This is a genomic window from Sphingobacterium sp. SG20118, from assembly GCF_044740685.1.
Lineage (GTDB): Bacteria > Bacteroidota > Bacteroidia > Sphingobacteriales > Sphingobacteriaceae > Sphingobacterium.
The window spans coordinates 2,959,169-2,981,608 of sequence record NZ_CP172826.1; the positions used below are offsets into that span (position 1 = coordinate 2,959,169).

Annotated in this window: 23 protein-coding genes and 1 pseudogene; 18 read left to right on the top strand and 6 right to left on the bottom strand. The window is 35.7% G+C overall.

Annotated features, from left to right (window positions below; all coding sequences use genetic code 11):
- Positions 1-223 precede the first annotated feature (223 nt).
- Together ACFX5U_RS13805 and ACFX5U_RS13810 are read left to right on the top strand one after the other, a co-directional pair.
- Positions 224-2,032: a DUF5686 family protein gene (locus ACFX5U_RS13805; protein ID WP_400261078.1), complete on the top strand. Its 1,809-nt coding sequence runs from the start codon at positions 224-226 to the stop codon at positions 2,030-2,032.
- On the top strand, positions 1,998-2,816 hold the full coding sequence (locus tag ACFX5U_RS13810) for a DUF5686 family protein (protein WP_400261079.1): 819 nt from the start codon (positions 1,998-2,000) through the stop codon (positions 2,814-2,816). The genes ACFX5U_RS13805 and ACFX5U_RS13810 overlap by 35 nt, the downstream gene beginning before the upstream one ends.
- A 56-nt stretch (positions 2,817-2,872) precedes the next feature.
- Here the strand turns inward: ACFX5U_RS13810 and ACFX5U_RS13815 are convergent, their stop codons facing one another.
- The 3 genes from ACFX5U_RS13815 to ACFX5U_RS13825 all read right to left on the bottom strand — a co-directional run bounded on the left by ACFX5U_RS13815 (position 2,873) and on the right by ACFX5U_RS13825 (position 6,515).
- Positions 2,873-3,511, bottom strand: a complete 639-nt coding sequence (locus tag ACFX5U_RS13815) for a hypothetical protein (protein WP_280566655.1) — start codon at positions 3,509-3,511, stop codon at positions 2,873-2,875.
- 84 nt (positions 3,512-3,595) lie between these two features.
- Complete coding sequence (locus tag ACFX5U_RS13820; RefSeq protein WP_400261080.1) at positions 3,596-5,614, bottom strand: FAD-binding and (Fe-S)-binding domain-containing protein; 2,019 nt, start codon at positions 5,612-5,614, stop codon at positions 3,596-3,598.
- The gene (locus ACFX5U_RS13825) at positions 5,583-6,515 is read right to left on the bottom strand and encodes an FAD-binding oxidoreductase (RefSeq protein ID WP_400261081.1); all 933 of its coding nucleotides are present in this window, start codon (positions 6,513-6,515) and stop codon (positions 5,583-5,585) included. The genes ACFX5U_RS13820 and ACFX5U_RS13825 overlap by 32 nt, the downstream gene beginning before the upstream one ends.
- A 160-nt stretch (positions 6,516-6,675) precedes the next feature.
- Here ACFX5U_RS13825 and ACFX5U_RS13830 point away from each other — a divergent pair, with 160 nt between their 5' ends.
- From ACFX5U_RS13830 to ACFX5U_RS13860, 7 genes are all read left to right on the top strand, one after another.
- Entirely contained in the window at positions 6,676-7,194 is a 519-nt protein-coding gene (locus ACFX5U_RS13830; protein WP_038699257.1) for an FUSC family protein, read from the top strand.
- Between the two features lie 184 nt (positions 7,195-7,378).
- Positions 7,379-7,537: an AsnC family transcriptional regulator gene (locus ACFX5U_RS13835; protein WP_400263598.1), complete on the top strand. Its 159-nt coding sequence runs from the start codon at positions 7,379-7,381 to the stop codon at positions 7,535-7,537.
- On the top strand, positions 7,464-7,874 hold the full coding sequence (locus tag ACFX5U_RS13840; protein ID WP_400261082.1) for an Lrp/AsnC family transcriptional regulator: 411 nt from the start codon (positions 7,464-7,466) through the stop codon (positions 7,872-7,874). The genes ACFX5U_RS13835 and ACFX5U_RS13840 overlap by 74 nt, the downstream gene beginning before the upstream one ends.
- Before the next feature lie 21 nt (positions 7,875-7,895).
- A complete protein-coding gene (locus ACFX5U_RS13845; RefSeq protein ID WP_051959952.1) occupies positions 7,896-8,960 on the top strand; it encodes an EamA family transporter in 1,065 nt (354 codons plus the stop codon).
- 88 nt (positions 8,961-9,048) lie between these two features.
- Positions 9,049-9,813: a 5'-nucleotidase C-terminal domain-containing protein gene (locus tag ACFX5U_RS13850; protein ID WP_235212262.1), complete on the top strand. Its 765-nt coding sequence runs from the start codon at positions 9,049-9,051 to the stop codon at positions 9,811-9,813.
- The gene (locus ACFX5U_RS13855; protein ID WP_400261083.1) at positions 9,788-10,747 is read left to right on the top strand and encodes a metallophosphoesterase; all 960 of its coding nucleotides are present in this window, start codon (positions 9,788-9,790) and stop codon (positions 10,745-10,747) included. The genes ACFX5U_RS13850 and ACFX5U_RS13855 overlap by 26 nt, the downstream gene beginning before the upstream one ends.
- 68 nt (positions 10,748-10,815) lie before the next feature.
- Positions 10,816-12,027, top strand: coding sequence for an MFS transporter (locus ACFX5U_RS13860; RefSeq protein ID WP_280566644.1), 1,212 nt, complete (start codon positions 10,816-10,818; stop codon positions 12,025-12,027).
- Positions 12,028-12,090: 63 nt separating this feature from the next.
- On the opposite strand, the gene ACFX5U_RS13865 is transcribed toward ACFX5U_RS13860, so the two are convergent.
- Complete coding sequence (locus ACFX5U_RS13865) at positions 12,091-14,001, bottom strand: class II glutamine amidotransferase (RefSeq protein WP_038699263.1); 1,911 nt, start codon at positions 13,999-14,001, stop codon at positions 12,091-12,093.
- Positions 14,002-14,098: 97 nt separating this feature from the next.
- A complete protein-coding gene (locus tag ACFX5U_RS13870; RefSeq protein WP_038699265.1) occupies positions 14,099-14,596 on the bottom strand; it encodes a thioredoxin family protein in 498 nt (165 codons plus the stop codon).
- A 145-nt stretch (positions 14,597-14,741) separates the two neighbouring features.
- Here ACFX5U_RS13870 and purN point away from each other — a divergent pair.
- Both purN and ACFX5U_RS13880 read left to right on the top strand, forming a co-directional pair.
- Positions 14,742-15,315 (top strand): annotated as a pseudogene (purN, locus tag ACFX5U_RS13875) (phosphoribosylglycinamide formyltransferase).
- Between the two features lie 50 nt (positions 15,316-15,365).
- A complete protein-coding gene (locus ACFX5U_RS13880) occupies positions 15,366-15,545 on the top strand; it encodes a hypothetical protein (protein WP_038699269.1) in 180 nt (59 codons plus the stop codon).
- Between the two features lie 7 nt (positions 15,546-15,552).
- On the opposite strand, the gene ACFX5U_RS13885 is transcribed toward ACFX5U_RS13880, so the two are convergent.
- A complete protein-coding gene (locus tag ACFX5U_RS13885) occupies positions 15,553-16,785 on the bottom strand; it encodes an MFS transporter (protein ID WP_400261084.1) in 1,233 nt (410 codons plus the stop codon).
- Between the two features lie 91 nt (positions 16,786-16,876).
- Between ACFX5U_RS13885 and ACFX5U_RS13890 the strand changes: the two genes are divergently transcribed.
- From ACFX5U_RS13890 to ACFX5U_RS13920, 7 genes are all read left to right on the top strand, one after another.
- Entirely contained in the window at positions 16,877-17,356 is a 480-nt protein-coding gene (locus ACFX5U_RS13890; RefSeq protein ID WP_280566632.1) for a DUF4442 domain-containing protein, read from the top strand.
- A 165-nt stretch (positions 17,357-17,521) separates the two neighbouring features.
- Positions 17,522-17,944 carry a transposase gene (locus ACFX5U_RS13895; RefSeq protein WP_280566629.1) on the top strand — a complete coding sequence of 141 codons (423 nt, stop codon included), beginning with the start codon at positions 17,522-17,524 and terminating at the stop codon, positions 17,942-17,944.
- A 98-nt stretch (positions 17,945-18,042) separates the two neighbouring features.
- Positions 18,043-18,594: an SCO family protein gene (locus tag ACFX5U_RS13900; RefSeq protein ID WP_400261085.1), complete on the top strand. Its 552-nt coding sequence runs from the start codon at positions 18,043-18,045 to the stop codon at positions 18,592-18,594.
- Position 18,595: 1 nt separating this feature from the next.
- Positions 18,596-19,021: a c-type cytochrome gene (locus ACFX5U_RS13905; protein ID WP_400261086.1), complete on the top strand. Its 426-nt coding sequence runs from the start codon at positions 18,596-18,598 to the stop codon at positions 19,019-19,021.
- A 307-nt stretch (positions 19,022-19,328) separates the two neighbouring features.
- A complete protein-coding gene (locus ACFX5U_RS13910; protein WP_280566623.1) occupies positions 19,329-19,916 on the top strand; it encodes a TetR/AcrR family transcriptional regulator in 588 nt (195 codons plus the stop codon).
- A 4-nt stretch (positions 19,917-19,920) separates the two neighbouring features.
- On the top strand, positions 19,921-21,249 hold the full coding sequence (locus ACFX5U_RS13915) for a TolC family protein (protein WP_280566621.1): 1,329 nt from the start codon (positions 19,921-19,923) through the stop codon (positions 21,247-21,249).
- 25 nt (positions 21,250-21,274) lie between these two features.
- Positions 21,275-22,414, top strand: a complete 1,140-nt coding sequence (locus ACFX5U_RS13920) for an efflux RND transporter periplasmic adaptor subunit (protein ID WP_400261087.1) — start codon at positions 21,275-21,277, stop codon at positions 22,412-22,414.
- Positions 22,415-22,440: the final 26 nt, after the last annotated feature.

Below are 22,440 nucleotides of genomic sequence, written 5' to 3' on the forward strand. Positions count from 1 at the left end.
AGTCAATTTATTCTGACATTAAAACAAACAATCTGCTTATCAATAGGTTAAAGCATAGTATCTAAAAATCACCAACATTAAAATAATGTAAATGCTTTATTAATTCTTTATTTTTTATTTCTTTTGCATACGCATTATTAGAACTTTTAAGTTAAAAAGTCAGAAATTAAGATTATGTCACAACATGCATCTATTCATTATGATGTAATTAAGGCTAAAAAATATGGAACACCAACATACTACCAATAATAATATAAAAACACTATTCCTACTTTTGACAATCGGAGTCTTGAGCATAACAACTGCATTAGGGCAATTGAAAACTGTGGCTGGTATAGTTAAGGATAGTAAAACAAAACAGCCCATTGCGTTTGCCACTGTTGCTGTTGTAGGAGCTCCTTCTGCTCCTGGCAACGCTACATCGACTCAAGAATCTGGCCGATTTAGTTTAAAATTCCCAAGTAACTATACGAAAATTCGGGTTTCGAGCATTGGTTATGACTACAAAGATGTATTTGTTACCAACGACGAATTGCAACAAATCGAAATATTGATGGAATCGCAAGACAACACGCTCGATGAGGTTGTGGTTAGGGGTAAAAAGAGAAAATATACAAATAAGGATAATCCTGCTGTTGCCCTTATAAGAAAGGTCATAGAGAATAAAAGTAAAAATAGATTGACGGGCCAACAGTATGCAGAATACAATCAATATGAGAAGATCTCTTTAGGATTGAGTAACCTTTCTGAGAAATTCGTCAATAAAAAGATATTCAAAAACTATCAATTTCTTTTCGAATTGGATGACTCAGCCAAAACAGCAAATAAATATATGCTTCCTGCGTTCATGGAAGAAAAGCTTTCAAAAGTTTATTATCGAAAAGACCCAAAAAAGACAAAACAATATATATTGGGAGAGCAACGTGCTCAATTTGATCCTAAATTTATTGACAATGACGGTCTAAGTGCATATTTCAATAAATTATATGAGACTGTGGATATTTACGATAACAATATCACTTTGGTTACAAATCAATTTTTGAGTCCAATTGCAAACTCTTCACCCACGTTTTATAAATTCTTCATCACAGATACGATAAAAACACAACAACCATGGTTGGTAGAGCTTAGTTTTTTTCCGCGCAATAAAGCTGACATGCTTTTCAAAGGGCAACTGTATATTACTTTAGATGGCAACTATGCAGTTCAAGCGGCTAATATGACTGTTGCTGACGATATCAATCTGAATTTTGTTAGGGATATGAATATAGAGTTGCAATTCGAGCAAGATAATAGTAAAAGATTTTATTTGAGTCAAAGTACGCTTGGCATTGATTTTTCTTTAACAGACAAAGGAATGGGTATTCGTGGAAATCGGACTGTCAATTACAAAAACTATGAGACAGGATTAGCCCAACCCGATAGTATCTATGAGGGGCCAGAAACCGTTATTGCATACAATTTAACTGATGGAAAGGGAACTAAAAATCTATTTGATACAAAACGTCAAATTCCACTGACTAAAAACGAACTGAACATCTATCATAATATTGATACTCTTCAGCAGATTCCCTCTTTCAAAAGTTTTATGGATATTGCTGCTTTATTGTTTTCAGGATATAAGCAGGCAGGTCCCGTAGAGATCGGACCAGTTAATACGTTTTATAGTTTCAACCCTGTCGAAGGGTTCAGGTTACGTCTTGGAGGGCGAACAACGGAGTCGTTAAGTAAAAGATTCTATGCTGAATCGTATGCTGCATATGGTTTTAAAGATGAGAAATGGAAATATTTTTTAAGTGGAACTTATGCCTTTAATAATAAATCTGTTTATTCATTTCCACAGCATTATATCAGGGGATCATTTCAGCGTGACACAAAAATCCCTGGCCAACAACTGGAATTCGTACAAGAAGATAATTTCTTATTATCATTTAAAAGAGGAGAGAATGAGAGTTACATTTATAATGATGTGTATCGCGTCGATTACCGTAAGGAATTTGAGAAACCACCTCAGTATCGGTCTAGGTTTTAATGCAACTAAGCAATCACCTGCGGGTACTTTAATTTATCAGATCACAGATAAAAATGGCAATGCGCAGGTTTTTAATGAAATTAATTCAACTGAATTATCTGTCAATATACGTTATGCACCAAATGAACAGTTTTATCAAGGAAAATTATATCGCACACCAATTTTCAACCAGTACCCTATCTTCAATTTCAACTATACTGCTGGTCTTAAAGATGTATTTAATGGGGATTATAGTTACCATAATTTCAACATCGGTGCATTTAAAAGATTTTACCTTAGCCAACTAGGTTATGCGGATATTGATGTAGCAGGGACTTATATTGCAGGGAAAGGGATACCTTTTCCATTCTTGACTATTCATAGAGCCAATCAGACTTATGCTTATCAACTAAATTCTTACAACTTGATGAACTTTTTAGAATTTGTCAGCGATCACCATGCATCAGCAAATATCCAATACTATATGAATGGGTTTTTATTAAATAAAATTCCTGTTATTAAAATGCTTAAACTTCGTGAGGTTTTTAGTTTCAAGGCAGTATATGGAGGATTAAGAGATGAGAACAATCCTGAAAATTCAAATCAAGTATTTGATTTTCAAAAAAACAAAGATGGCCAGCAATCATCGTATACTTTCGGGTCTAAACCTTATATGGAAGCCAGTGTCGGTCTATCGAATATTTTCAAAATTTTACGTGTAGATTATGTCCGAAGACTGAACTATTTGGATAATCCCGGTGCTCCTAAATCTGGAATCAGAGCACGAATTAAATTTGATTTCTAAAAAATAAAAAAGGGCTTTCTAAATATTTAGAAAGCCCTTTTTGTTCGTATCAACATTTATTTACCTTCCAGCGCGGATATAAACGGTGCGCGAAATTTAGGGTCTTTTTCTTGGAATTCAATCGATTTTTTATACGTATCTACATTTAAAAACATCTCAGCTGGATCTCCTGCTTTCTGTTCTAAAAATAATTTAAAACTATAAGTTGCAGTTTTATCAAGGTCTACATTTACTTTATTAGAAGAAAAAACAGTCGGCAGAAGCGTCGTATTAGAAAAAGAGGCTGATGCAGGCAATTCATAAATTGCACCTAGAGCTTTTACAAAGGCGTCGCTTTCCGATCCTAGAGAAGAAAACTTAATTTTCCCTTTTGTAAAACCAACTTCTTCATTTGCCTGATCACTGATGATTCCTGCGGGAATCATATTAACAACTTCTACCTTTAAGCCTACTGTATCTCCCTTATAAACACTTTTAGCTGTATAGATATGGCTAGAATCTGTTTTTACGTCGTCAACAATTCTTAAAAAAAGATGCTTATTATTGGTCACAGGCCCATCTAGTGTCAACTCTACCACTCTAGGCTTATTTTTATTCGACTTAGCAGCACCTTCTTGTTTTTGGTTCGTGTTGCCACATGCTGTTGCAAATGCCAACGCAGATAGAACAGCAATTTGATTCAATTTACTCATCATGTTCAGTAATTATGTTTATCAGTATAATCGTTTACTAAAATTAACGATTTTTACTGATAAACAAATAAATTAGAATGATTGTTTTTACTTAATCAAAGCATCATATAATATTTCTACAGGATGATAGGAATGCCTCCCTACCCCATCTTTAATCTGATGCCTACAAGAAGTTCCGGCAGCAGCTATTAATGTTGACGTTTCTGTATTTCGGACGGCAGGTAGCAGCACCAATTCTGCAACTTTCATCGACAACTCATAATGTTCCTTTTCGTAACCAAATGACCCCGCCATACCACAACAACCTGAAGGAATTACTTCTACTTCGTAATTCATGGGAAATGAAAGTACCTGCGTCGTAGTCTCTACCAAATGAAAGGCTTTTTGATAGCAATGTCCATGTAACTTAATTTTTTTCTTTTCAGAACTGAACTGTTCTTTATGCAGACGTCCAGCTTCAATTTCTTTTAACAAAAACTCATCAAACATCAATGCATTCTTAGCTACTCGCTCTGCATCCTGCATTAATTCAGGGTCAACCAAAGCTAAGTACTCATCTCTAAAAGTAATGATAGCAGAAGGTTCTATACCTAATAAAGGGGTTCTTTCTGAAATGAAATCTTTCAAGAAATTAATATTTTTATTGGCAATTTTCTTAGCTTCTTTAACCAAACCCTTTGAAAGATATGTACGTCCACTTTGTATATGCTTTGGTATAATTACTTCGTACCCAAGTGCCGTCAGTAATTTATAAGCTTTAATGCCAATTTCTGCGTCATTGTACTCTGTAAATTCATCCGCAAATAAATACACTTTCCTTTTTGCCTTCGGATTTTCAATCTGTTTATTTACCCATTGCGTCAATGTCGTGCCACAAACCTTTGGAAGAGATCTCTTAGGTGCAAAACCAATAGTTCTTTTAATGATACTGGCTAAAAAGCTATTTTGAGTCACAAAATTATAAACTGGAGCAACCATAGCTCCCAATTTCTGGGATTCTGTAAAATTAGCGATTACTTGCGTTCGAAATGGCACACCGTGCTCATCGTAATAATGCTGTAAAAACTCTGCTTTCATTTTAGCTACGTCAACACTAGATGGACATTCCGTCTTACATCCTTTACAAGAAAGACACAAGTCCATCACATCCTTCAGCTCTTCATGGTCAAAACGATTTTCTTTTGTTGAATTTGTCAGAAATTGACGCAGCATATTTGCTCGCGCACGAGTAGTATCCTTTTCTTCTCGCGTAGCCATAAAGGACGGACACATCGTACCTCCAGTGATTTCTGTCTTCCGACAGTCCCCCGAACCCGAACATTTCTCTGCTAATCGAAGTATACTCTCCTCTTTAGAAAAATCAAAATAGGTCTTAATTTCAGTTGTATTCTTATTGTTATCATACCGAAGAAAAGTATCCATAGGTGGTGTATTGACAATCTTATTCGCATTAAAAATGCCTTTAGGATCAAAAATAGCTTTTACTTGTTTAATCAGTTCGAAAACTTTTTCACCTAAAACCTTTTCAATAAATTCTCCTCTAAGGCGACCATCTCCGTGTTCGCCACTTAAAGACCCATTATATTTTAAGACAAGATCTGTTGTTTTTTCTAATATCGATCGAAAAGTTTTTACCCCCGCCTCAGTTTTTAAGTTTACAAAAGGCTCAATGTGCAGCTCTCCTGCTCCGGCATGTGCATAATAAGAAGCATGAACTCCCTCTTCAATCAATAAGTTTTGGATATCTGCTACATATGCCGGTAAATCTTCAGGAGAAACCGCGCAATCTTCGATTAAATTAACAGGCTGACTATCTCCCGGAAGATTTCGAATCAAGCCTAAACCAGCTTTTCTCACATCCCATACTAAGTTTGTCTGCTCGCCGGTGATATAAGGGTAGGCATAACCTAGTCCCTTTTCAATCAATGCTGCTTTTAAAGCCATAGCTTTGGCTTCTACCTCCAGTGGGGTGCTTCCTCTAAATTCTACAATTAGCAAAGCTTTGGGATCTCCTTCTATAAAAAAGCGATTATGTTGATAGGTACGATGCCCTACCGTAAAATCCATGATATATTTATCGACAAGTTTCTGAGGCTTCTGGTGCATGAGATAAAGCGACGATATTGCCTCTCATACACGCAATCATATCGTCAAAGTGGATGCATAAAAGACCTAAGTTTTCGGGTGGTAAAGGCATCAATTGGAGTTTGGCTTCTGTCACAATACCAAGTGTACCTTCGGAACCGGCAAGCAGCTGGCACATATTGAAAGGCTTATTTTGATCCAATAACATATCCAGAGCATAGCCCGTATTTCTCCTTGTTATGGAACGTTTTGGATAACCAGCTGTTATGGCTTGAATGTTTTCCTCATCCGTCAACATGGCATTTAACTCACGATATATTACACCTTCTCGATTTTTTTGAATTAGTTTCTTAAAGTACGAATCTGCGCTCAAAGCCTCAAAGAGAACTTCAGACTGATCATCTAAAATAACATTTGCCTCCAGTAAATTTTGTCGGGTATCGCCCCAAACGATGGAATGTAGTCCCGATGAGTTATTCCCAATCATACCGCCAATCATTGCCCTACTTGCGGTTGAAGTTTCGGGACCAAACATCAATCCAAAAGGTTTGAGAGCATGGTTTAAATCATCCCGAATAACACCAGGCTCTACACGTACCCACTGCTCACTTACATTTACCTCGAGAATCTTATTAAAATACTTTGAGATATCCATGATTATTCCATTTCCAACAACCTGACCAGCTAAGGAAGTGCCAGCCGTCCTCGGGATAATGGTAACTCCATTTGAGGTGCCAAATTGTAATAAAGCTTTAATGTCTGCCCTGTTTTTAGGAATTGCGACAGCTAATGGTAATTCCTGGTATACGGACGCGTCGGTAGAATAAGCGATACGAATAGTATGATGTTGCGTTGAATCATCATAATATAATTCACCATTCAACGATTGCGCTAATTGATCTAAAGAGGTATTTTCCTTCACAGTATGATTTAATTTGTGTAAACAAATTTAATTATTTAAAACAATCAAAAGAATTGACACTGCAAGATAATGAAAATATTATCTTAAACACGCATAAAAATGCATTAGATCAAGTTTTTCCTTTTGCAAATAAGCTGTATTTTTACAGAAATAATTTAATATGCGAAAAACGCTACTTCGATATAGTCTTCATTCTGATTTCATCATTTATTTAATTCGAATTTTAATTGGTTTTTCTATCGGTTACTTTCTTTATATCAGCTTTCCTCAATACTCCGTGACATGGACACTCATTTCTATTGTGCTTGTAATATCTCCTGATGATAAAGAGGCTACCCAAATAGCTATTGACAGAACGAAGTCCAATTTTATTGGTTCTGCAACTGGTATTCTCTTTTATTTCACTAACCTGCCAGAAATGTGGTCTATGCTGTTTGGCGTGATTACTTCGGTTGCCATCTGTCGATTATTCAATGTATTGAGTGTGGCACGTACAGCTATGGTTGCTATGATTATCGTCGTTATTCATGAACAGCAATTAAAATCATTCGTGGCTGCCCTGGAACGTTTTGCATGCGTCACAATTGGTTGTATAATTGGTTTACTTGTGACCCTTATGACGAGCTATTTTATTAAGGCATTACGAAACAAATACGCAATTGAATTTTTAGAAGAATAATATTCGACAATTAGGAGCAATTACCAAATATTATACAGTAATGAACAACTACCTTAAAATCAATATATTATAATAATATTAGTTGTTTTTACTTACGTGAACATCTATTTATAAAAATAAAATAGTCTTTTAAAATAGAATAATATTCTGAATTAACTCCAATAATTTGAATATTATTCGAAATATGCTTATCTTTGCACTCGATATGACAAAGATAGAATATAATTTAGATCATGTGGATTACAAAATCTTGCGTTTAATGCAAGATAATGCGCGTATTAACAATGCAGATATTGCTAGGGAAACTCAGTATGGCCCCTTCTGCGATATTAGAGCGTGTTAAAAAATTGGAGCAGAAGAATGTAATCCTTCAATACAATGCTAAGATTAATCCGGCAGCGATTGATCAAAAATTATTGTCATTCATCTTCATTAAGGCCAATGATATTATTGGTGAACAAAAAGTTGGGATACTATTAGCTGAAATACCAGAAGTACAGGAAGTCCATGATATTGCTGGCGATGATGGCTACCTTATTAAAGTACGTACCGCTGATTCTACGGCCTTAGTAGATCTAATGCGAAACACATTAGCAAAAATTGAAGGAATAATTTCAACGCGAACCACAATTGTTTTACAAACAGTTAAAGAGGAGCATCAATTAGTGATACCAGAATAATTTAAGAAAGGAATTTATAAGATGTTAAATAATAAAGTACAACAGGCAAGCTCCCTCATGATCATACTCGCATATGCAATCGTATACATTGTATGGGGGTCAACTTTTTTCTTTATTGAAAAAGCTCTTCACAGTTTCCCTCCCTTCATATTGGGGTCATTTCGATTTGCTACTGCAAGTGTTTTATTGATGGGCTATTGTGCATTGAAAGGCTACAAATTATTCAATAAAAGAGCGATCCGCGATTCTATTGTCGTAGGTTTTTTACTTTTATTCATTGACATGGGAGGTCTAATCTGGGCCGAGCAATATATCTCTGGGGGTGTCGCAGCTATTATTTCTGCTGCTGCTGCAATTTGGTTTGTAATTCTAGATAAGCCCAAATGGAAAGAGAATTTCAGTAGCAAATCCACCATCGCGGGATTGATTTTAGGTTTCTGCGGCGTTGTTCTCCTTTTTGCAGAACAAATCATGGCAAGCAGATCATCTGCCAATAAAGAAATTACTGTTATTGCGCTCGTCATTATGGTTTTGGGATCTATCGCATGGACTGCAGGCTCCCTCTATTCAAAATATCAAAAGAAGGCGCATCAGGAAGAAGAAAACTTACATGTTTCCGTTAGAACGGCATGGCAAATGATTACCGCAGGTATACTATTTACCTTAGTTGCTAGTTTCAATGGTGAATTTGCTAATTTCAAATTTGAGCAAGTTACACCTATCGACTGGTTCAATATATCCTATTTAATAGTGTTTGGATCGATATTAGCATTTAGTTCTTATATCTGGCTATTGCAAGTAAGACCCGCAACTGAAGTCAGCACCTATGCGTATGTAAATCCAATCGTCGCATTGGTATTGAGTTACTTTTTTAGTAGCCATGCTGTTACATCCACACAGGTCATAGGGTTAATCATCATATTATTTTCAGTACTACTGATGAACTGGAAGCTCTATAAAAACAATAAAATGGTCGCAAAAATAACGAAAACAACAATAGCTGACCGTAGAAAATCAATAAAACTGAGAAACCAAAGAGATGCAATTGCTAGAAGAGACTCTAAAAAACCAGAGATTGCAAACTAAAAAACGCTCTTTTCACCAAATAGATAATAAAAGCTTAACAAAATGTTAGGCTTTTATTATCTACATTTGTATCGAAAATACTTATTACATGATGAAACTAAATACACATCAACTTCAATATGTAACCTTCGGGTTTTTAGCTATTCTTCTTAGCACATCCTGCAGCAAAAGCCTAAGTCCGACCCAAAAAGACTTTAGACAGTATGAGATTAATAAAAATACCGTTGAGGATACCGATATCGTCGCTATTTACAACCCTTATAAGCTGCAGATGCAGGCAGAAATGAATCGTGTCATCGGTTTTTCTGAGGTGCCACTGACAAAGGAAAAGGCTCCAGAAACTTTAATGGGTAACTTCTTTACTCAAGCTTTATTAAATGCAAGTGCGCAGGTTAACAATAAAGCTGACATCGCATTTGCAACAAAAGGAGGTATTCGTAATGAAATGAAAGCTGGAGATATTACTGTTGAAAGTGTATTCGAAGTGATGCCTTTTGAAAATCAATTAACCGTAGTGGAGCTCAATGGTCTACAGATTCAGGAACTTGCAACCTTCATTGCTGCAACTGGTGGGCAACCCGTGACAGGTCTTACATTATCCATTCGGGATAAAAAACCAATCGACATTCAGGTTCAGGGTAAGAATATCGAAAACGATAAAATTTATAAGGTTGTGACATATGATTACTTGGCCAATGGAGGCGATAATCTGGACTTATTTACACATGCACTAAAACGAACGGATTACCCGCAAAAAGTACGCGAAAGTTTAATGGACTACATCTCGGGCTTTACTAAAAATGGTCAAAAAATTAATATGCAATTAGATGGAAGAGTTAAAATCATTAAATAGAAGAGGTTTTCTGAAAACAGCAGCTGGTCTTTCCGCTGTTGCCACGTTTGGAGCTTTACCACTCGTTTCATTCGCAGGTTCAAAAAAAATAAAACTAACGATTCTACATACCAATGATGTGCATAGTAGAATTGAGCCCTTTCCAATGGATGGCGGAAGGTACCAAGGTCTAGCAGGAGTTGCGCGTCGCAGTACACTTATAAAAAAAGTAAGAGCAGAGGAAGACCATGTCCTATTATTAGATGCTGGAGATATGTTTCAAGGAACCCCCTATTTCAACCTATTTGTCGGAAAATTAGAACTCGATTTAATGACCAAATTGGGATATGATGCTGGAACATTTGGTAATCATGAATTTGACAACGGTTTAAATGGCCTTATCAAATATTTAGACCATGCGAAGTTCCCATTCTTAACGGCTAATTATGACTTTACAGGTACTGTATTGGAAGGTAAGACACAAGATTACACCATCTTCAAAAAAGCTGGTATTAAAATCGGAGTTTTTGGACTTGGCGTTGATATAGAGGGGCTAGTCGATCCAAATAATTTTAAAGGGATGAAATACCTAGACCCTATTGCGGTCGCAAATCGCGTGGTAAAGGAGCTCAAGGAGCAGCATAAATGTGATTTAGTTATCTGCCTTTCACATCTGGGCTATCAATATGAAAGTGATAAAGTATCCGATATTGTATTGGCTTCGAAAACTAGCGATATCGATTTGATTATAGGTGGGCATACGCACACATTCTTGAAAGAACCAACTTTAGTCACCAATTTAAAAGGGACAAAAACAGCAGTCAATCAAGTGGGTTTTGCAGGAATTAACTTAGGTAGAATTGATATTTTCTTCGAGCCATCAACAGGTAAAAAGAAACTATTGGCTTCGACTTATGAAGTCAATGAGTCTATACCTGCGTCATCATTGGTTTAAAATAACTATTCTATTTTTCATCTAGCCAAAGGTTCGTCATATTCCTTTGGCTTTTTCCGCAAATTTAATTGAAAAAACTCTTATCCATTTATATCGGTTCTTTTAAAGGGCTATCTCGCTCTGCATGGCTACTCGCAATTGTGATGCTAATAAACAGAATGGGGAGTATGGTCATACCTTTTTTAGGTATATATATGACCAAAGCGCTTGATTTTAACATCAAACAAGTTGGTATTGTATTGATGTGCTTTGGCTTTGGTTCTGTATGTGGTTCTTACGCTGGAGGTTGGCTTACAGACAGATTTGGAAGCTTTAAAGTACAACTCTTGAGTTTGAGTTTGGCCGCCCCCCTATTTATGATTGCCCCGTATTTTAAAACTGTCGAATCATTGGGGATTATGATTTTTGTGCTAAGTGCTGTTTTTGATGCTTTCAGACCTGCTAACTCAGTTTCGGTTGCCAGTTATGCTAAACCTGAAAATATAACACGTGCTTTCTCCTTAAATAGATTAGCCGTTAATCTTGGTTTTTCAATCGGGCCTGCAGTAGGTGGCTTTTTAGCTGGTATATCCTTCAATTGGATTTTCTACGGTAATGCTATTGCTGCTACGGCAGCGGCAATTGTATTCTTCCTATTCTTCCATAAGAAGGAGAAAAACAACTTGAAAGCTTTAAAAGCAAACCCTGTTGTAGTAAGCTCTCATAATAAACAAGAAAGAAATCCCTACAAAGACGGGCCATTCATTGCCTTTAATATTTTGTGTTGTATATTCTCTATCTGTTTTTTCCAATTGATATCGACACTACCGATTTTCTATCGCGAGGTACACCAATTGAATGAGCATGAGATTGGTTTTTTGATGGGTTGGAGCGGTTTGATTATTGTTTTACTGGAAATGTTTATTGTACATATAGCAGAAAACAAACTTTCGATTACAAAAACGCTCGTCCTCGGAACGCTCTTGTGTGCTATTTCTTACGCCATGTTTAATATACATGCAGGTGTATTCATGCTATATGTGACATTTCTGGTGTTTGGACTGGGTGAAATGCTCACACTCCCCTTTATGGCAACTGCCACGATCAATCGATCAACACCTAAAACACAAGGTGCCTATATGGGTTTCAACTCTTTGGCATTTTCTGCTGCTAATATCTTTTCACCATTATTAGGTACGAATATTGTCGGATCCTTCGGTTTTACAACACTATGGTGGGCTACGTCGGCTGTATTAGCCTGCACAGCACTGGGCTTCTATTTTGTATTAAAACGTCTATAAAAAAATAAGCATAAAAAAGGCTGATATTAATAATATCAGCCTTTTTTATGCTTATTGTAACGATTAACTACTAAAGTAACCTCTTACATTTTTTCCTTCTACCCAATTCATAAAAGCTTTATTCACGACCTTATTCCCACCGGGAGTTGGATAATTACCAGAGAAATACCAATCTCCTTTATGATCCGGACATGCAATATGTAAGTTATCTAAAGTTTGGAAAATCACTGTAACTTCCGCTTTTAAATGGTGTGGCGTAATAATTCTCGCAATTTCATTGGATATTTCATCATCTGTAAACGGCTCGTAAATGGCTTTTACATAATTGTCAATATCATTAATATCAGCCGTAATGGAAACTAAACATTTTTGATAAACTTCATCAATAATGTGTGCTAAACCGCGTTTTCTCAATAAAGAAACAGCTGCTTCAAAAGCAATAAATTCGCCCATTCTAGACATATCAATACCATAACAATCTGGGTATCGAATCTGTGGTGCCGACGAAACAATTACAATTTTTTTAGGATTCAGGCGATCTAAAATCGTTAAGATACTTTGTTTTAAGGTAGTTCCTCTTACAATCGAATCATCAATTGCTACGATTGTATCTTCATAATCCTTTACAATACCATAAGTTGTATCATAAACATGCTGAACCATATCTGTCCGGTCGGCATCCTGTGTAATGAAAGTACGAAGTTTGGCATCTTTAACATTCAGTTTTTCGAATCGCGGTTGAATATTTAAAATCTCCTCCAATTCGCCATCTTCAATCTTATCCGCTCTATTTAACAAAGCATCCTTTTGAAACTCTCTAACGTATGTGTTAATACCATCCATCAAACCATAGTAAGACACCTCAGCTGTATTGGGAATGAAAGAGAACACTGTATTTTTGATATTATTATCAATAGCACTTAACACTTGTGGGCATAAAAGAAGTCCTAATTTCTTACGTTCCTTATAAATATCAGCATCCGAACCTCTAGAGAAATAGATTCTTTCAAAAGAACAAGATTTTTGTTCAACAGGCTCTCTAAACATCTCTTCAGTAACCGTACCGTCTTTCTTGGCAATTAAAGCATAGCCAGGTTTAATTTCCTGTACTTTATCGATTGGAATATTGAATGCAGTCTGTATCACAGGTCTCTCTGATGCAACAACAAGTACTTCATCATCTTTGTAATAAAAGGCTGGGCGGATACCCGCTGGGTCACGCATCACGAAAGCATCTCCATGTCCAAAGATACCAGCAATCGTGTAACCACCATCCCAAGTTTTAGCTGATCGCGTTAAGATTTTTGGAACATCTAAGTTTTTAGCAATTAGAGAACTGATTTCAATATTAGAATATCCCTCTTTCTTAAACTCATCAAATAATTCTTGGTTTTCATCATCTAGGAAATGACCTATTTTTTCCAAAACGGTAACAGTGTCTGCCTTTTCTTTTGGATGTTGTCCCAATTCATACAATTGTTGCAATAATTCGTCAACATTGGTCATATTAAAGTTACCAGCAAGGACTAAATTACGAGACATCCAATTGTTTTGTCTTAAAAATGGATGACAGCTTTCAATACTGTTTTTACCATGGGTGCCGTAACGTAAATGGCCTAATAATACCTCTCCAGTAAAACTAACATTATCTTTTAACCACTGTGTATCTTTAGACTCTTCGGGATAAGCCTTGTGTACAGAAGCAAATTTCTTTTGTACGTATTCAAAAATATCAGCAACAGCGCTAGATCCCATTGCTCTGTAACGAGATATGTATCTATTTCCTGGCTTCACATCGAATTTAATGGTTGCAATACCCGCACCATCTTGGCCGCGATTGTGTTGCTTTTCCATCAATAAGTACAATTTGTTTATGCCATAGTAAGGCGTACCGTATTTTTCCTGGTAATAAGAAAGGGGCTTTAACAGTCGAATAAGTGCAATACCGCACTCGTGTTTAATTGAGTCGCTCATATCTTGATTTGATGTCGCAAAAGTAGCAAATAATTGTAATTAATTGTATCAAAAAAGTAACCTGTTTGGAAAAATTACAAGAAGAAGACATCCAAAACTATTTGGTTACCTGCTGCAAAGCCACTTGCAACTCTTTCACATCGTCTACACCATCCAAATGTTTTAGTAATTTTTTTGTTTTTGCGTCATATATATAGATTGATGGTGTCTGGCTAGGCTTAAACAATGTGATAAACTGTCCTTCCTTATCCCAAATAAACGAAACTTTAGGATTAGATTTCAATTTCTTAGCAAACATATTTATAAACCCTTCAACGTAATCCAGATCATTCATGGCTACAAAATAGAATTTCACATTTTTAAATGAATCTAAATTTTGGGCTATCCCTGCTCCCATTTTCTGGCAATGACCACAGCCTGTCTCGTAAAAATTAAAAATAATAAAACCTTCTTTAGGTAAATTATCAGGTCCAAAAGCTTTAGCTGTAAACAGCTCTTGCATAGCGAATGCTGGTATTTGAGCAGGTGCCTGGGCATGCACTATGTTGCTTGCCAAGAACAAAAAAGCTATTATTAAATATTTAAACGTTTTCATCGTATTAAAAATAAACTACATTATACAAACCTAAAGATACATGACAAATCACAGATATGGAGCCAATATGTTAGTTTATTTACAAAATAAAACGTAAGTTTGGTTGATTAACTTTATTTTAAACGTCATTTAACACAATTAAACTGTGAAAAAACGTATTGCCATATTCGCTTCAGGTTTCTGGCTCCAATGCCCAAAAGATAATGGAATATTTTAAATATTCTGAAGATGCCGAAATCTCTTTAGTATTGAGTAATAATGCTGATGCTTATGTCATCCAGAGAGCTGATAATTTTGAAATACCTGCCCATATCTTTGACCGCGATGAATTTTTTAAATCGGATGAGATTGTAAAAATGTTGAAAAACCTAAACATTGACTTAATTGTCCTCGCAGGATTTTTATGGCTAGTTCCCAACAGTCTACTTCAAGCTTTTCCTAATAAGATTATCAATATACACCCGGCGCTATTGCCTAAGTATGGAGGAAAGGGAATGTATGGAGACCATGTTCATAAAGCTGTATTGGCAAATAAGGAAGTCGAACATGGTATTACTATCCATTTTGCCAACGAACACTTTGATGAGGGAGAAATTATTTATCAAGGAAAATTTAAAGTAGAACCTGGTGACACATTGGAAGTCATTAAATTTAAAGGTCAACAACTAGAGCACCAGCAATACCCCAAAGTAATTGATAGCTTACTTAAAAAAATGTAATTTAACATTTTTTATTTAGACTGTTTATAAATAATGTATATCTTTGCACTATGAATACTTCAGAAATGCAAAGTGGTGGTTATCAAGAAACCTTTTCAAAGGAGAAAATAGATTTTTGCATGGATTCTAAAGCTTCAAATCCATTTTCTCCTTTTTCATGTGCTTGTTTCAAAAAATGTTGTAAAAAATATAAAAAAGGGAATCGTTGTGGAAAATGCCCAAAGCGCTAGCTGAGAATTATTCTTCCACATAATTCAGGTCCTTATCAAAACTCTCTTCCAACTGCGTGAGTGCATAGATTGCAATTCCAGATAATATAAAGACCATGACAAAGGCCGCAATAATGATTCCCCAGAAATTGACAAAAACACCATAAAGCATCGTGGAGGGGATTAAAGCCCCTCGAACAAAATTTGGAGCCGTAGTCGCTACAGTTGCTCTCATATTGGTTCCAAACTGTTCTGCCGAAATAGTGACAAAAGTAGCCCAATAACCAACACCAAGCCCCATAAAGAAGGATAACCACATAAACTTAGTTTCAGATAAACCGTCACTCAGCAAATACCATGACGAGCTTATCAGGATAACCATCTGACAAAGTAATACTACCTTTTTTCGAGATTTTAGCAATTGTGCCAGTAAACCTGCCAATAAATCCCCTAGAGATATTCCAAGATATGTAAATAATACGCCTTTTCCAGCGCTCAAGGTGATTGGTGCATGGAGTGCTTTTCCGATCTCAGGTGCCTGAGTAACCAATACTCCAACCACAAACCAAATAGGGAGTCCAATACATAAGCAATACATATACCTTTTGAATCGTTTCTTATCTGTAAAAAGCATGCTAAACTTCCCTTTGGCAATCGACTTTTGTTCTGCTGTCTTAAATAAACCAGACTCCAGCACACCTACGCGCATAAAAAGAAGTACCAGCCCCATTCCTCCTCCAACAAAATAAGCTGTCCTCCAGTCGTACTGTTCAGAAATGAAATATCCCAAAACCGCTCCCAAAACACCAACTGTCGCCACCAACATTGTTCCATAACCCCGCTTTGATTTATGCATACTTTCACTAACTAAAGTAATTCCTGCCCCCAATTCACCTGCAAGACCAATACCCGCAATAAAACGAACAATACCATAGGTCATAACATCTTGTACAAAACCATTTGAAATATTTGCTACAGAATATAACAAAATGGAACCAAACAACACCTTCAATCGTCCAAATTTATCACCAATAATGCCCCAAATAACCCCTCCTATGAGTAGTCCACCCATTTGCATATTCAAGACAAACTCACCCTGCTTACGCATATCTCCAGGCGCTACGCCTATTTCTTCAAATGATTTGACACGTACGATAGAAAAGATAATAAGGTCATAAATATCCACAAAATATCCCAGTGAGGCGACTAAGATGATGACCCAAAGATTCCTGTTCGACGACATTTTAGATTCAATAGTCATGGTTTAATTTTTCAATAAAAATATCATTGTATATTGGTTTTTCCAAACTAAATAGCAAACGAAATTTAATTAATTATAGTAACTTTGCTTGATGTTGTATAGTCCCAAATCCCTGAAATGGTTATTAAGAATTTACCCTCCATTTTTATTCCAACGCATATGGGTTAAAAGAATTCATACAGACTTTCAAGGCGTTGATGTTAAAATTTTCAAAAGTATTTTCAATAAAAATTCAAACAATAGTATTTTTGGAGGAACGATATTTTCTGCAGTAGATCCATTTTATGCGATTCTCATTGATCAACGTTTACAATCCCATGGTTTTAAAAAAACAGTAGCATGGTTAAAATCCGCTTCTATTGAATATAAGAAACCTGGTCTAACCAACCTCCAATTCTCCATAAATATAAGTGATCAGGACTTCTATGAATGTATAGACATCCTTAGAAGTCGAGGAAGGCTTGTTAAAACTTTTTCTGTAGAAATCTTCAATGATCAAAATGAAATATGTGCCATTGCAAAAAACGAAATCTACATTCGTGATCTGAATTTTACATATGTAAGAAGATAAGTGTACTTCATATCTACTTGATGTATTTAAGTACATTTCCTTTAAAAAACATCACTTGATGGAAGTGGGATAATCAATAACTTTGTCTTATATATGACACAATTAAAATTGTAAATAAAACAAATTTATCTAAGTTTGTCATTAATAGACAACAAATATTTCGATATGAAAAAATTAGCTTTTTTAATTACATCAGCTTTTGCAATTACTTCATGTGCAAATAACTCCAGCAGTCAAAATGATTTAGTAAAAACACAGGAGGAGACCATGAAAATTCATGATGAAATCATGCCGCAAGTCAGTGTGTTTGACAAGAGTGCCGTTACTATTGATTCAATTCTTACGAATCTTAATGCTATAAAAGCATCTAAACCAACTTTAGATACAGCCCAAACTCGTCAAGAATTGACGCTATTGAAAAAAGATCTAGAAGATGCAACGGACCATATGATGGATTGGATGAAAGAGTACAGTACGGACTCCACCACTGTGGATTATGCTCATCGCGAGTTAACTCGAGTAAAGGAGATGAAAGCTGTCTTTGATCGGGTGTCTAAAGAGCAACAACAAATTCTAAGTAAATATTAATATGATAAAATCACTGCATTTGCGTGCTTCGATTATTGTAGCACTTACAGCACTAAGTTTTATTAGTTGCCAATCTAATACCCCTACCCTTCCTATTTATGGACAGCGTGAAACCTGTTGAAAAAATTGTTGACGGCGTAACCGTAACCGACACAATCTATCATACTATCCCCGCATTTCAGTTTTTAAATCAAGATAGCACTTATACCACGAATAAGGATTACGACGACAAAGTTTATATTGCCAATTTCTTTTTTACGCATTGTCCAAGTATCTGTCCGACAATGAATAGAAATCTATTGAAAATTTATGAACAGTATAAAAACGATGACCAAGTTTACTTCCTATCTCACAGTATCGATTTTAAATATGACCAACCGTCAGTTTTAAAAGAATATGCCAACAAGTTAGGCGTCACCAATAACCATTGGAATTTTGTAACTGGAACAAAAGCCGATATCTACGGAATAGCCAACCAATATTTGGTTTTTACAGCAGAGGATAAGAATGCTCCGGGGGGTTACGACCATCAAGGACTTTTAGTTTTAGTAGATAAACAAAAGCGAATTCGCGGTGCATACGACGGAACAAATGACGAACAGGTAGAAAAGTTGCAAAAAGAACTTGCTATTCTATTACAAGAGAAATAAAATGGCTAAATTATATCTTATAGGGATTTTGATTTCTATCTATTTCTTAAGTACAATGAGCAGTTGCCAACCAGGACAGGATATCAAAACTGCCCAGTATGCTGTAAATGGACAAAAAATATATAACACGCACTGCAAAAATTGTCATGGTGACAAAGGAGAAGGTTTGGGTTTATTATACCCACCTCTAACCGATGCTGACTTCCTTGCGAAAAACAGAAATCGCCTCTCCAGTATTGTGAAAAATGGATTGGATGAAGAAATTGTTGTTATGGGAAAAACCTTTAACAGTAAGATGCCTGCTAATGAAAACTTAACAGACATCGATATTGCGTACGTACTCACATATATTACAACGAATTTCGCGAAACAGAAAGAAATATTTAGTCTTGAAGAAGTCCAAAAAGATTTGAAAGATCGTATATAGAAAAGATTAATGCTATTAAAAAGAAGCTTAGTTATCCTGACTAGGCTTTTTTTATTTTAACACTAAGCTCGGTAAAAAAGAAAGGTTTTCAAACGGGGAGAATGAAAACCTTTACTAACCAATTATAAACCTAAATTATGATAGTACAAATATAGGCTATCCTAATTAATTAGCAAACTAACTAAATGTTAAATTCTGTTAACTTTTCCGTTACGGATAAATGACTGTCAGCAATGAATAAAATCACCTTTTTCATTACATTATTTTGACATTTAGATTTAAGAAAAATTTCTACATTTGAAACCGAATGAACGTTCAATATACAATAAATAATCCAAAAGTGATTTCCATCTTCGAGACAACCCTTCGGTTGATCAAAGATCATGGATTTCATGGCACGGCCATGAGTAAGATAGCTCAGGAGGCTGATGTCGCAATCGGCACGATTTATCATTATTTTCCTTCGAAAGATGATCTAATCATCAATTTGTTTCAGTATTGTGGTGATAATTTGAATAATTCACTTTTTAAACCTTTGATTGAGGAGCTAACGTACAAAGATAGATTTTTCTATATATGGAAAGCTTTTGTCGAATTTCACCAAGAAAATGCAGAAATGTTCAGTTTTTTTGAACAATTTTACTCTTCTCCATATTATCAAGTGAACAGTTGTGAAATTAATGAAACAATTAGTGGACAAAGTAAAATTCTCAAATTTTTGACTGAGGGTATTAATAAAGGAGAATTAAGAAATACGAATGTCGAAGCATTAACCTGTATCTTTTTTGGTGCAGCTGTTTCAGCTATTAAAGGAATAAAATACAGAAAGTTAAAATCTAATGAAAGCATTGATGATATTATTAATATCATCTGGGATGGAGTTAAAAATAAATAATTATATGAAGTTTAGACAAATAGCCTTTTCATTGGCTGCGATGACGACAATATACAATGTCGGTTATGCCCAACAAACAGGCAATGACGCACTGCCTGCTAAAGCAAGTCTGCAGCAGCTCATTGACTATGCTCTTAGCAATAAGATTAGTCTTATGCAAGCTGCAATTGATGAAGAAATTGGTGAAAAGGATATAGACATAGCATTGTCAGGTTGGTTGCCACAAGTAAATGCATCTGGATCTTATAACTATAATGTTAAGGTTCCAACATCTTTTATAGGAGGACAAAACATTGCTTTAGGTCAAAAGAATGCCAGTGCTTTGGTACTGCAGGCTGATCAACAGATTTTAAATCCGGCATTGATGCAAGCTTCTAAAGCCGCAACATTAATCCGTCAATCGAACAAACAAAACACAGAAAGTCAAAAAATAAATACTGTCGTTGAGGTGAGTAAGGCCTATTATGATATTTTGACAAGTGAAGAGCAAATCAAAATTGTTCGCGAAAATATCGCTAGACTTCAAAAGCAATACAATGATGCCAAGGTGCGCTATGAAGTTGGTCTGGTTGACAAAACTGACTTTAAAAGAGCGCAAATTGCCTTGAGTAATGCAAATGCCGACGAAAAACGTACAGTAGAATTACGTCGATACAAATATGAATACTTGAAGAATGTCTTATCAGTGGATAAAACTGCAGATATCACGTTGTCTTTCGAGAATACAAGTATGGAAAATGAGATTTTACTCGATACGACTTCCAGCGCAGTAGTTACAAATAGAATTGAGTTCCAACAATTGCAAACTTCCAAAAAGATGCAAGAATTAGAAACACAATATTATAAGTGGACCTACCTCCCAAATGTAAGTGCTTTCTATAATTATTCATTCAATTATAGAAATGATAAGTTCAATGATTTATACAGTAACAATTTTCCAAGTTCTGTAGCTGGACTATCTGTTTCTATTCCAATTTTCCAAGGATTTAAAAGAAAACATCAGATCAATCAATCTAAACTTCGTGAAAGTAGGATTGATTTAAGTATGGAAGATTTGAAAAACCAGGTCAACACGGAGTATGCGTTAGCTACGGCATCTTACAATGCAAATTTGATTGATTGGAAAACGTCAAAGGATAATGTTGATTTATCTAAAGAAGTATATGATACTATTAAATTACAATATGATGAAGGTATCAAAACTTACTTGGATTTAATGACAGCTGAGACTGATTTAAAGACAAGTCAATTGAATTATTTAAATGCGCTATATGCACTTCTATCAACTAAGTTAGATGTTCAGAAAGCATTAGGAACCGTAGAAATAAAATAAACAACTTTAAGAAACCAAGAATATCATGAATAAAAAACATTTATTAGCAGCTTTTTTTATCGGGACTACGCTTATCTGGCAGTCATGTGGCAATAAAGATGCACAGAAACAACAAACTGCACAACAAGCAGAACGTGTTGTACCTGTAAGTCTTGCAGCTGCAACAGAAGAGGTCGTGACAGGAAGCCAGACTTATCCCGCTACTGTAAAACCTTTAAACGAAGCTGATTTATTTGCTGAAGTTTCTGGTTATGTGACGCAAATATTTGTAACTGATGGCGCATCTGTTTCTAAAGGACAAAAACTATATGAAATTGATGGTACACGGTATACTGCAGCATTAGATCAAGCGAAGGCTAATCTTGCTATAGCACAATCAAACTTAGATCGCGTTCAAACAGATTTAAATCGTTACCAAGCATTAGCAGATAAAGATGCAATTGCAAAACAAACTTTAGATTATGCGAAGACTGATTTTGCAAACCAAAAAGCACAAATCTTAGCAGCTAAGGCTGCAGTCACTACAGCGCAAACAAACTTAAATAGATCTACTATCCGTGCTCCTTTTGCTGGCATTGTAGGCATTTCAGATGTTCGCCTTGGTGCTTTGGTTAACCCTGGTAGTACCCGCTTAAATACGGTATCTTCTATCAATCCGATAGCTGTAGAAATTCAAGTTAGTGAGCGTGATATCCCACAATTTGTAAGCCTACAAAAATCAGGAACTGCTTCACAAATTGAGGCTATACTGCCTGATGGAACAGCATATACTGCTCCAGGTAGAGTTGCTACTATTGACCGTGCGGTTGATCCTCAAACAGGAACAATTAAAGTACGTGCTAATTTTGACAACCCTAACAATTCCTTAAGAGCAGGAATGAACTTATCGTTGAATATTAAGACAAACTCTGCAAGTGAAGAAATTGTCATTCCGTATAAAGCAGTTCAAGATCAATTAGGTGTATTTAATGTTTATGTAGTTGGTGACAGCAGTAGAGCAGAACAACGCCCAGTTGTCTTGGGATTAAAACTAGGTGACAAAGTAGTGATAAAATCAGGACTTAAGGTCGGTGAAAAAATTGTTGTTGATGGTATTATGAATGTGCAAACCGGTGTAAAAGTTGCCGAAGCTCCTGCACCAGATACCAATGCGCCAAAAAAATAATTTTCACAGACTTAATAAGATATACA

Bases quoted from the DNA above. Each gene is read 5' to 3' on its own strand.
- ACFX5U_RS13805 (WP_400261078.1), top strand. From the start codon at position 224: ATGGAACACCAACATACTACCAATAATAATATAAAAACACTATTCCTA.
- ACFX5U_RS13815 (WP_280566655.1), bottom strand. From the start codon at position 3,511: ATGATGAGTAAATTGAATCAAATTGCTGTTCTATCTGCGTTGGCATTT.
- ACFX5U_RS13820 (WP_400261080.1), bottom strand. From the start codon at position 5,614: ATGCACCAGAAGCCTCAGAAACTTGTCGATAAATATATCATGGATTTT.
- ACFX5U_RS13830 (WP_038699257.1), top strand. From the start codon at position 6,676: ATGCGAAAAACGCTACTTCGATATAGTCTTCATTCTGATTTCATCATT.
- ACFX5U_RS13835 (WP_400263598.1), top strand. From the start codon at position 7,379: ATGCTTATCTTTGCACTCGATATGACAAAGATAGAATATAATTTAGAT.
- ACFX5U_RS13840 (WP_400261082.1), top strand. From the start codon at position 7,464: ATGCGCGTATTAACAATGCAGATATTGCTAGGGAAACTCAGTATGGCC.
- ACFX5U_RS13845 (WP_051959952.1), top strand. From the start codon at position 7,896: ATGTTAAATAATAAAGTACAACAGGCAAGCTCCCTCATGATCATACTC.
- ACFX5U_RS13850 (WP_235212262.1), top strand. From the start codon at position 9,049: ATGATGAAACTAAATACACATCAACTTCAATATGTAACCTTCGGGTTT.
- ACFX5U_RS13855 (WP_400261083.1), top strand. From the start codon at position 9,788: ATGGAAGAGTTAAAATCATTAAATAGAAGAGGTTTTCTGAAAACAGCA.
- ACFX5U_RS13865 (WP_038699263.1), bottom strand. From the start codon at position 14,001: ATGAGCGACTCAATTAAACACGAGTGCGGTATTGCACTTATTCGACTG.
- ACFX5U_RS13870 (WP_038699265.1), bottom strand. From the start codon at position 14,596: ATGAAAACGTTTAAATATTTAATAATAGCTTTTTTGTTCTTGGCAAGC.
- ACFX5U_RS13880 (WP_038699269.1), top strand. From the start codon at position 15,366: ATGAATACTTCAGAAATGCAAAGTGGTGGTTATCAAGAAACCTTTTCA.
- ACFX5U_RS13885 (WP_400261084.1), bottom strand. From the start codon at position 16,785: ATGACTATTGAATCTAAAATGTCGTCGAACAGGAATCTTTGGGTCATC.
- ACFX5U_RS13890 (WP_280566632.1), top strand. From the start codon at position 16,877: ATGTTGTATAGTCCCAAATCCCTGAAATGGTTATTAAGAATTTACCCT.
- ACFX5U_RS13895 (WP_280566629.1), top strand. From the start codon at position 17,522: ATGAAAAAATTAGCTTTTTTAATTACATCAGCTTTTGCAATTACTTCA.
- ACFX5U_RS13900 (WP_400261085.1), top strand. From the start codon at position 18,043: ATGGACAGCGTGAAACCTGTTGAAAAAATTGTTGACGGCGTAACCGTA.
- ACFX5U_RS13905 (WP_400261086.1), top strand. From the start codon at position 18,596: ATGGCTAAATTATATCTTATAGGGATTTTGATTTCTATCTATTTCTTA.
- ACFX5U_RS13910 (WP_280566623.1), top strand. From the start codon at position 19,329: ATGAACGTTCAATATACAATAAATAATCCAAAAGTGATTTCCATCTTC.
- ACFX5U_RS13915 (WP_280566621.1), top strand. From the start codon at position 19,921: ATGAAGTTTAGACAAATAGCCTTTTCATTGGCTGCGATGACGACAATA.
- ACFX5U_RS13920 (WP_400261087.1), top strand. From the start codon at position 21,275: ATGAATAAAAAACATTTATTAGCAGCTTTTTTTATCGGGACTACGCTT.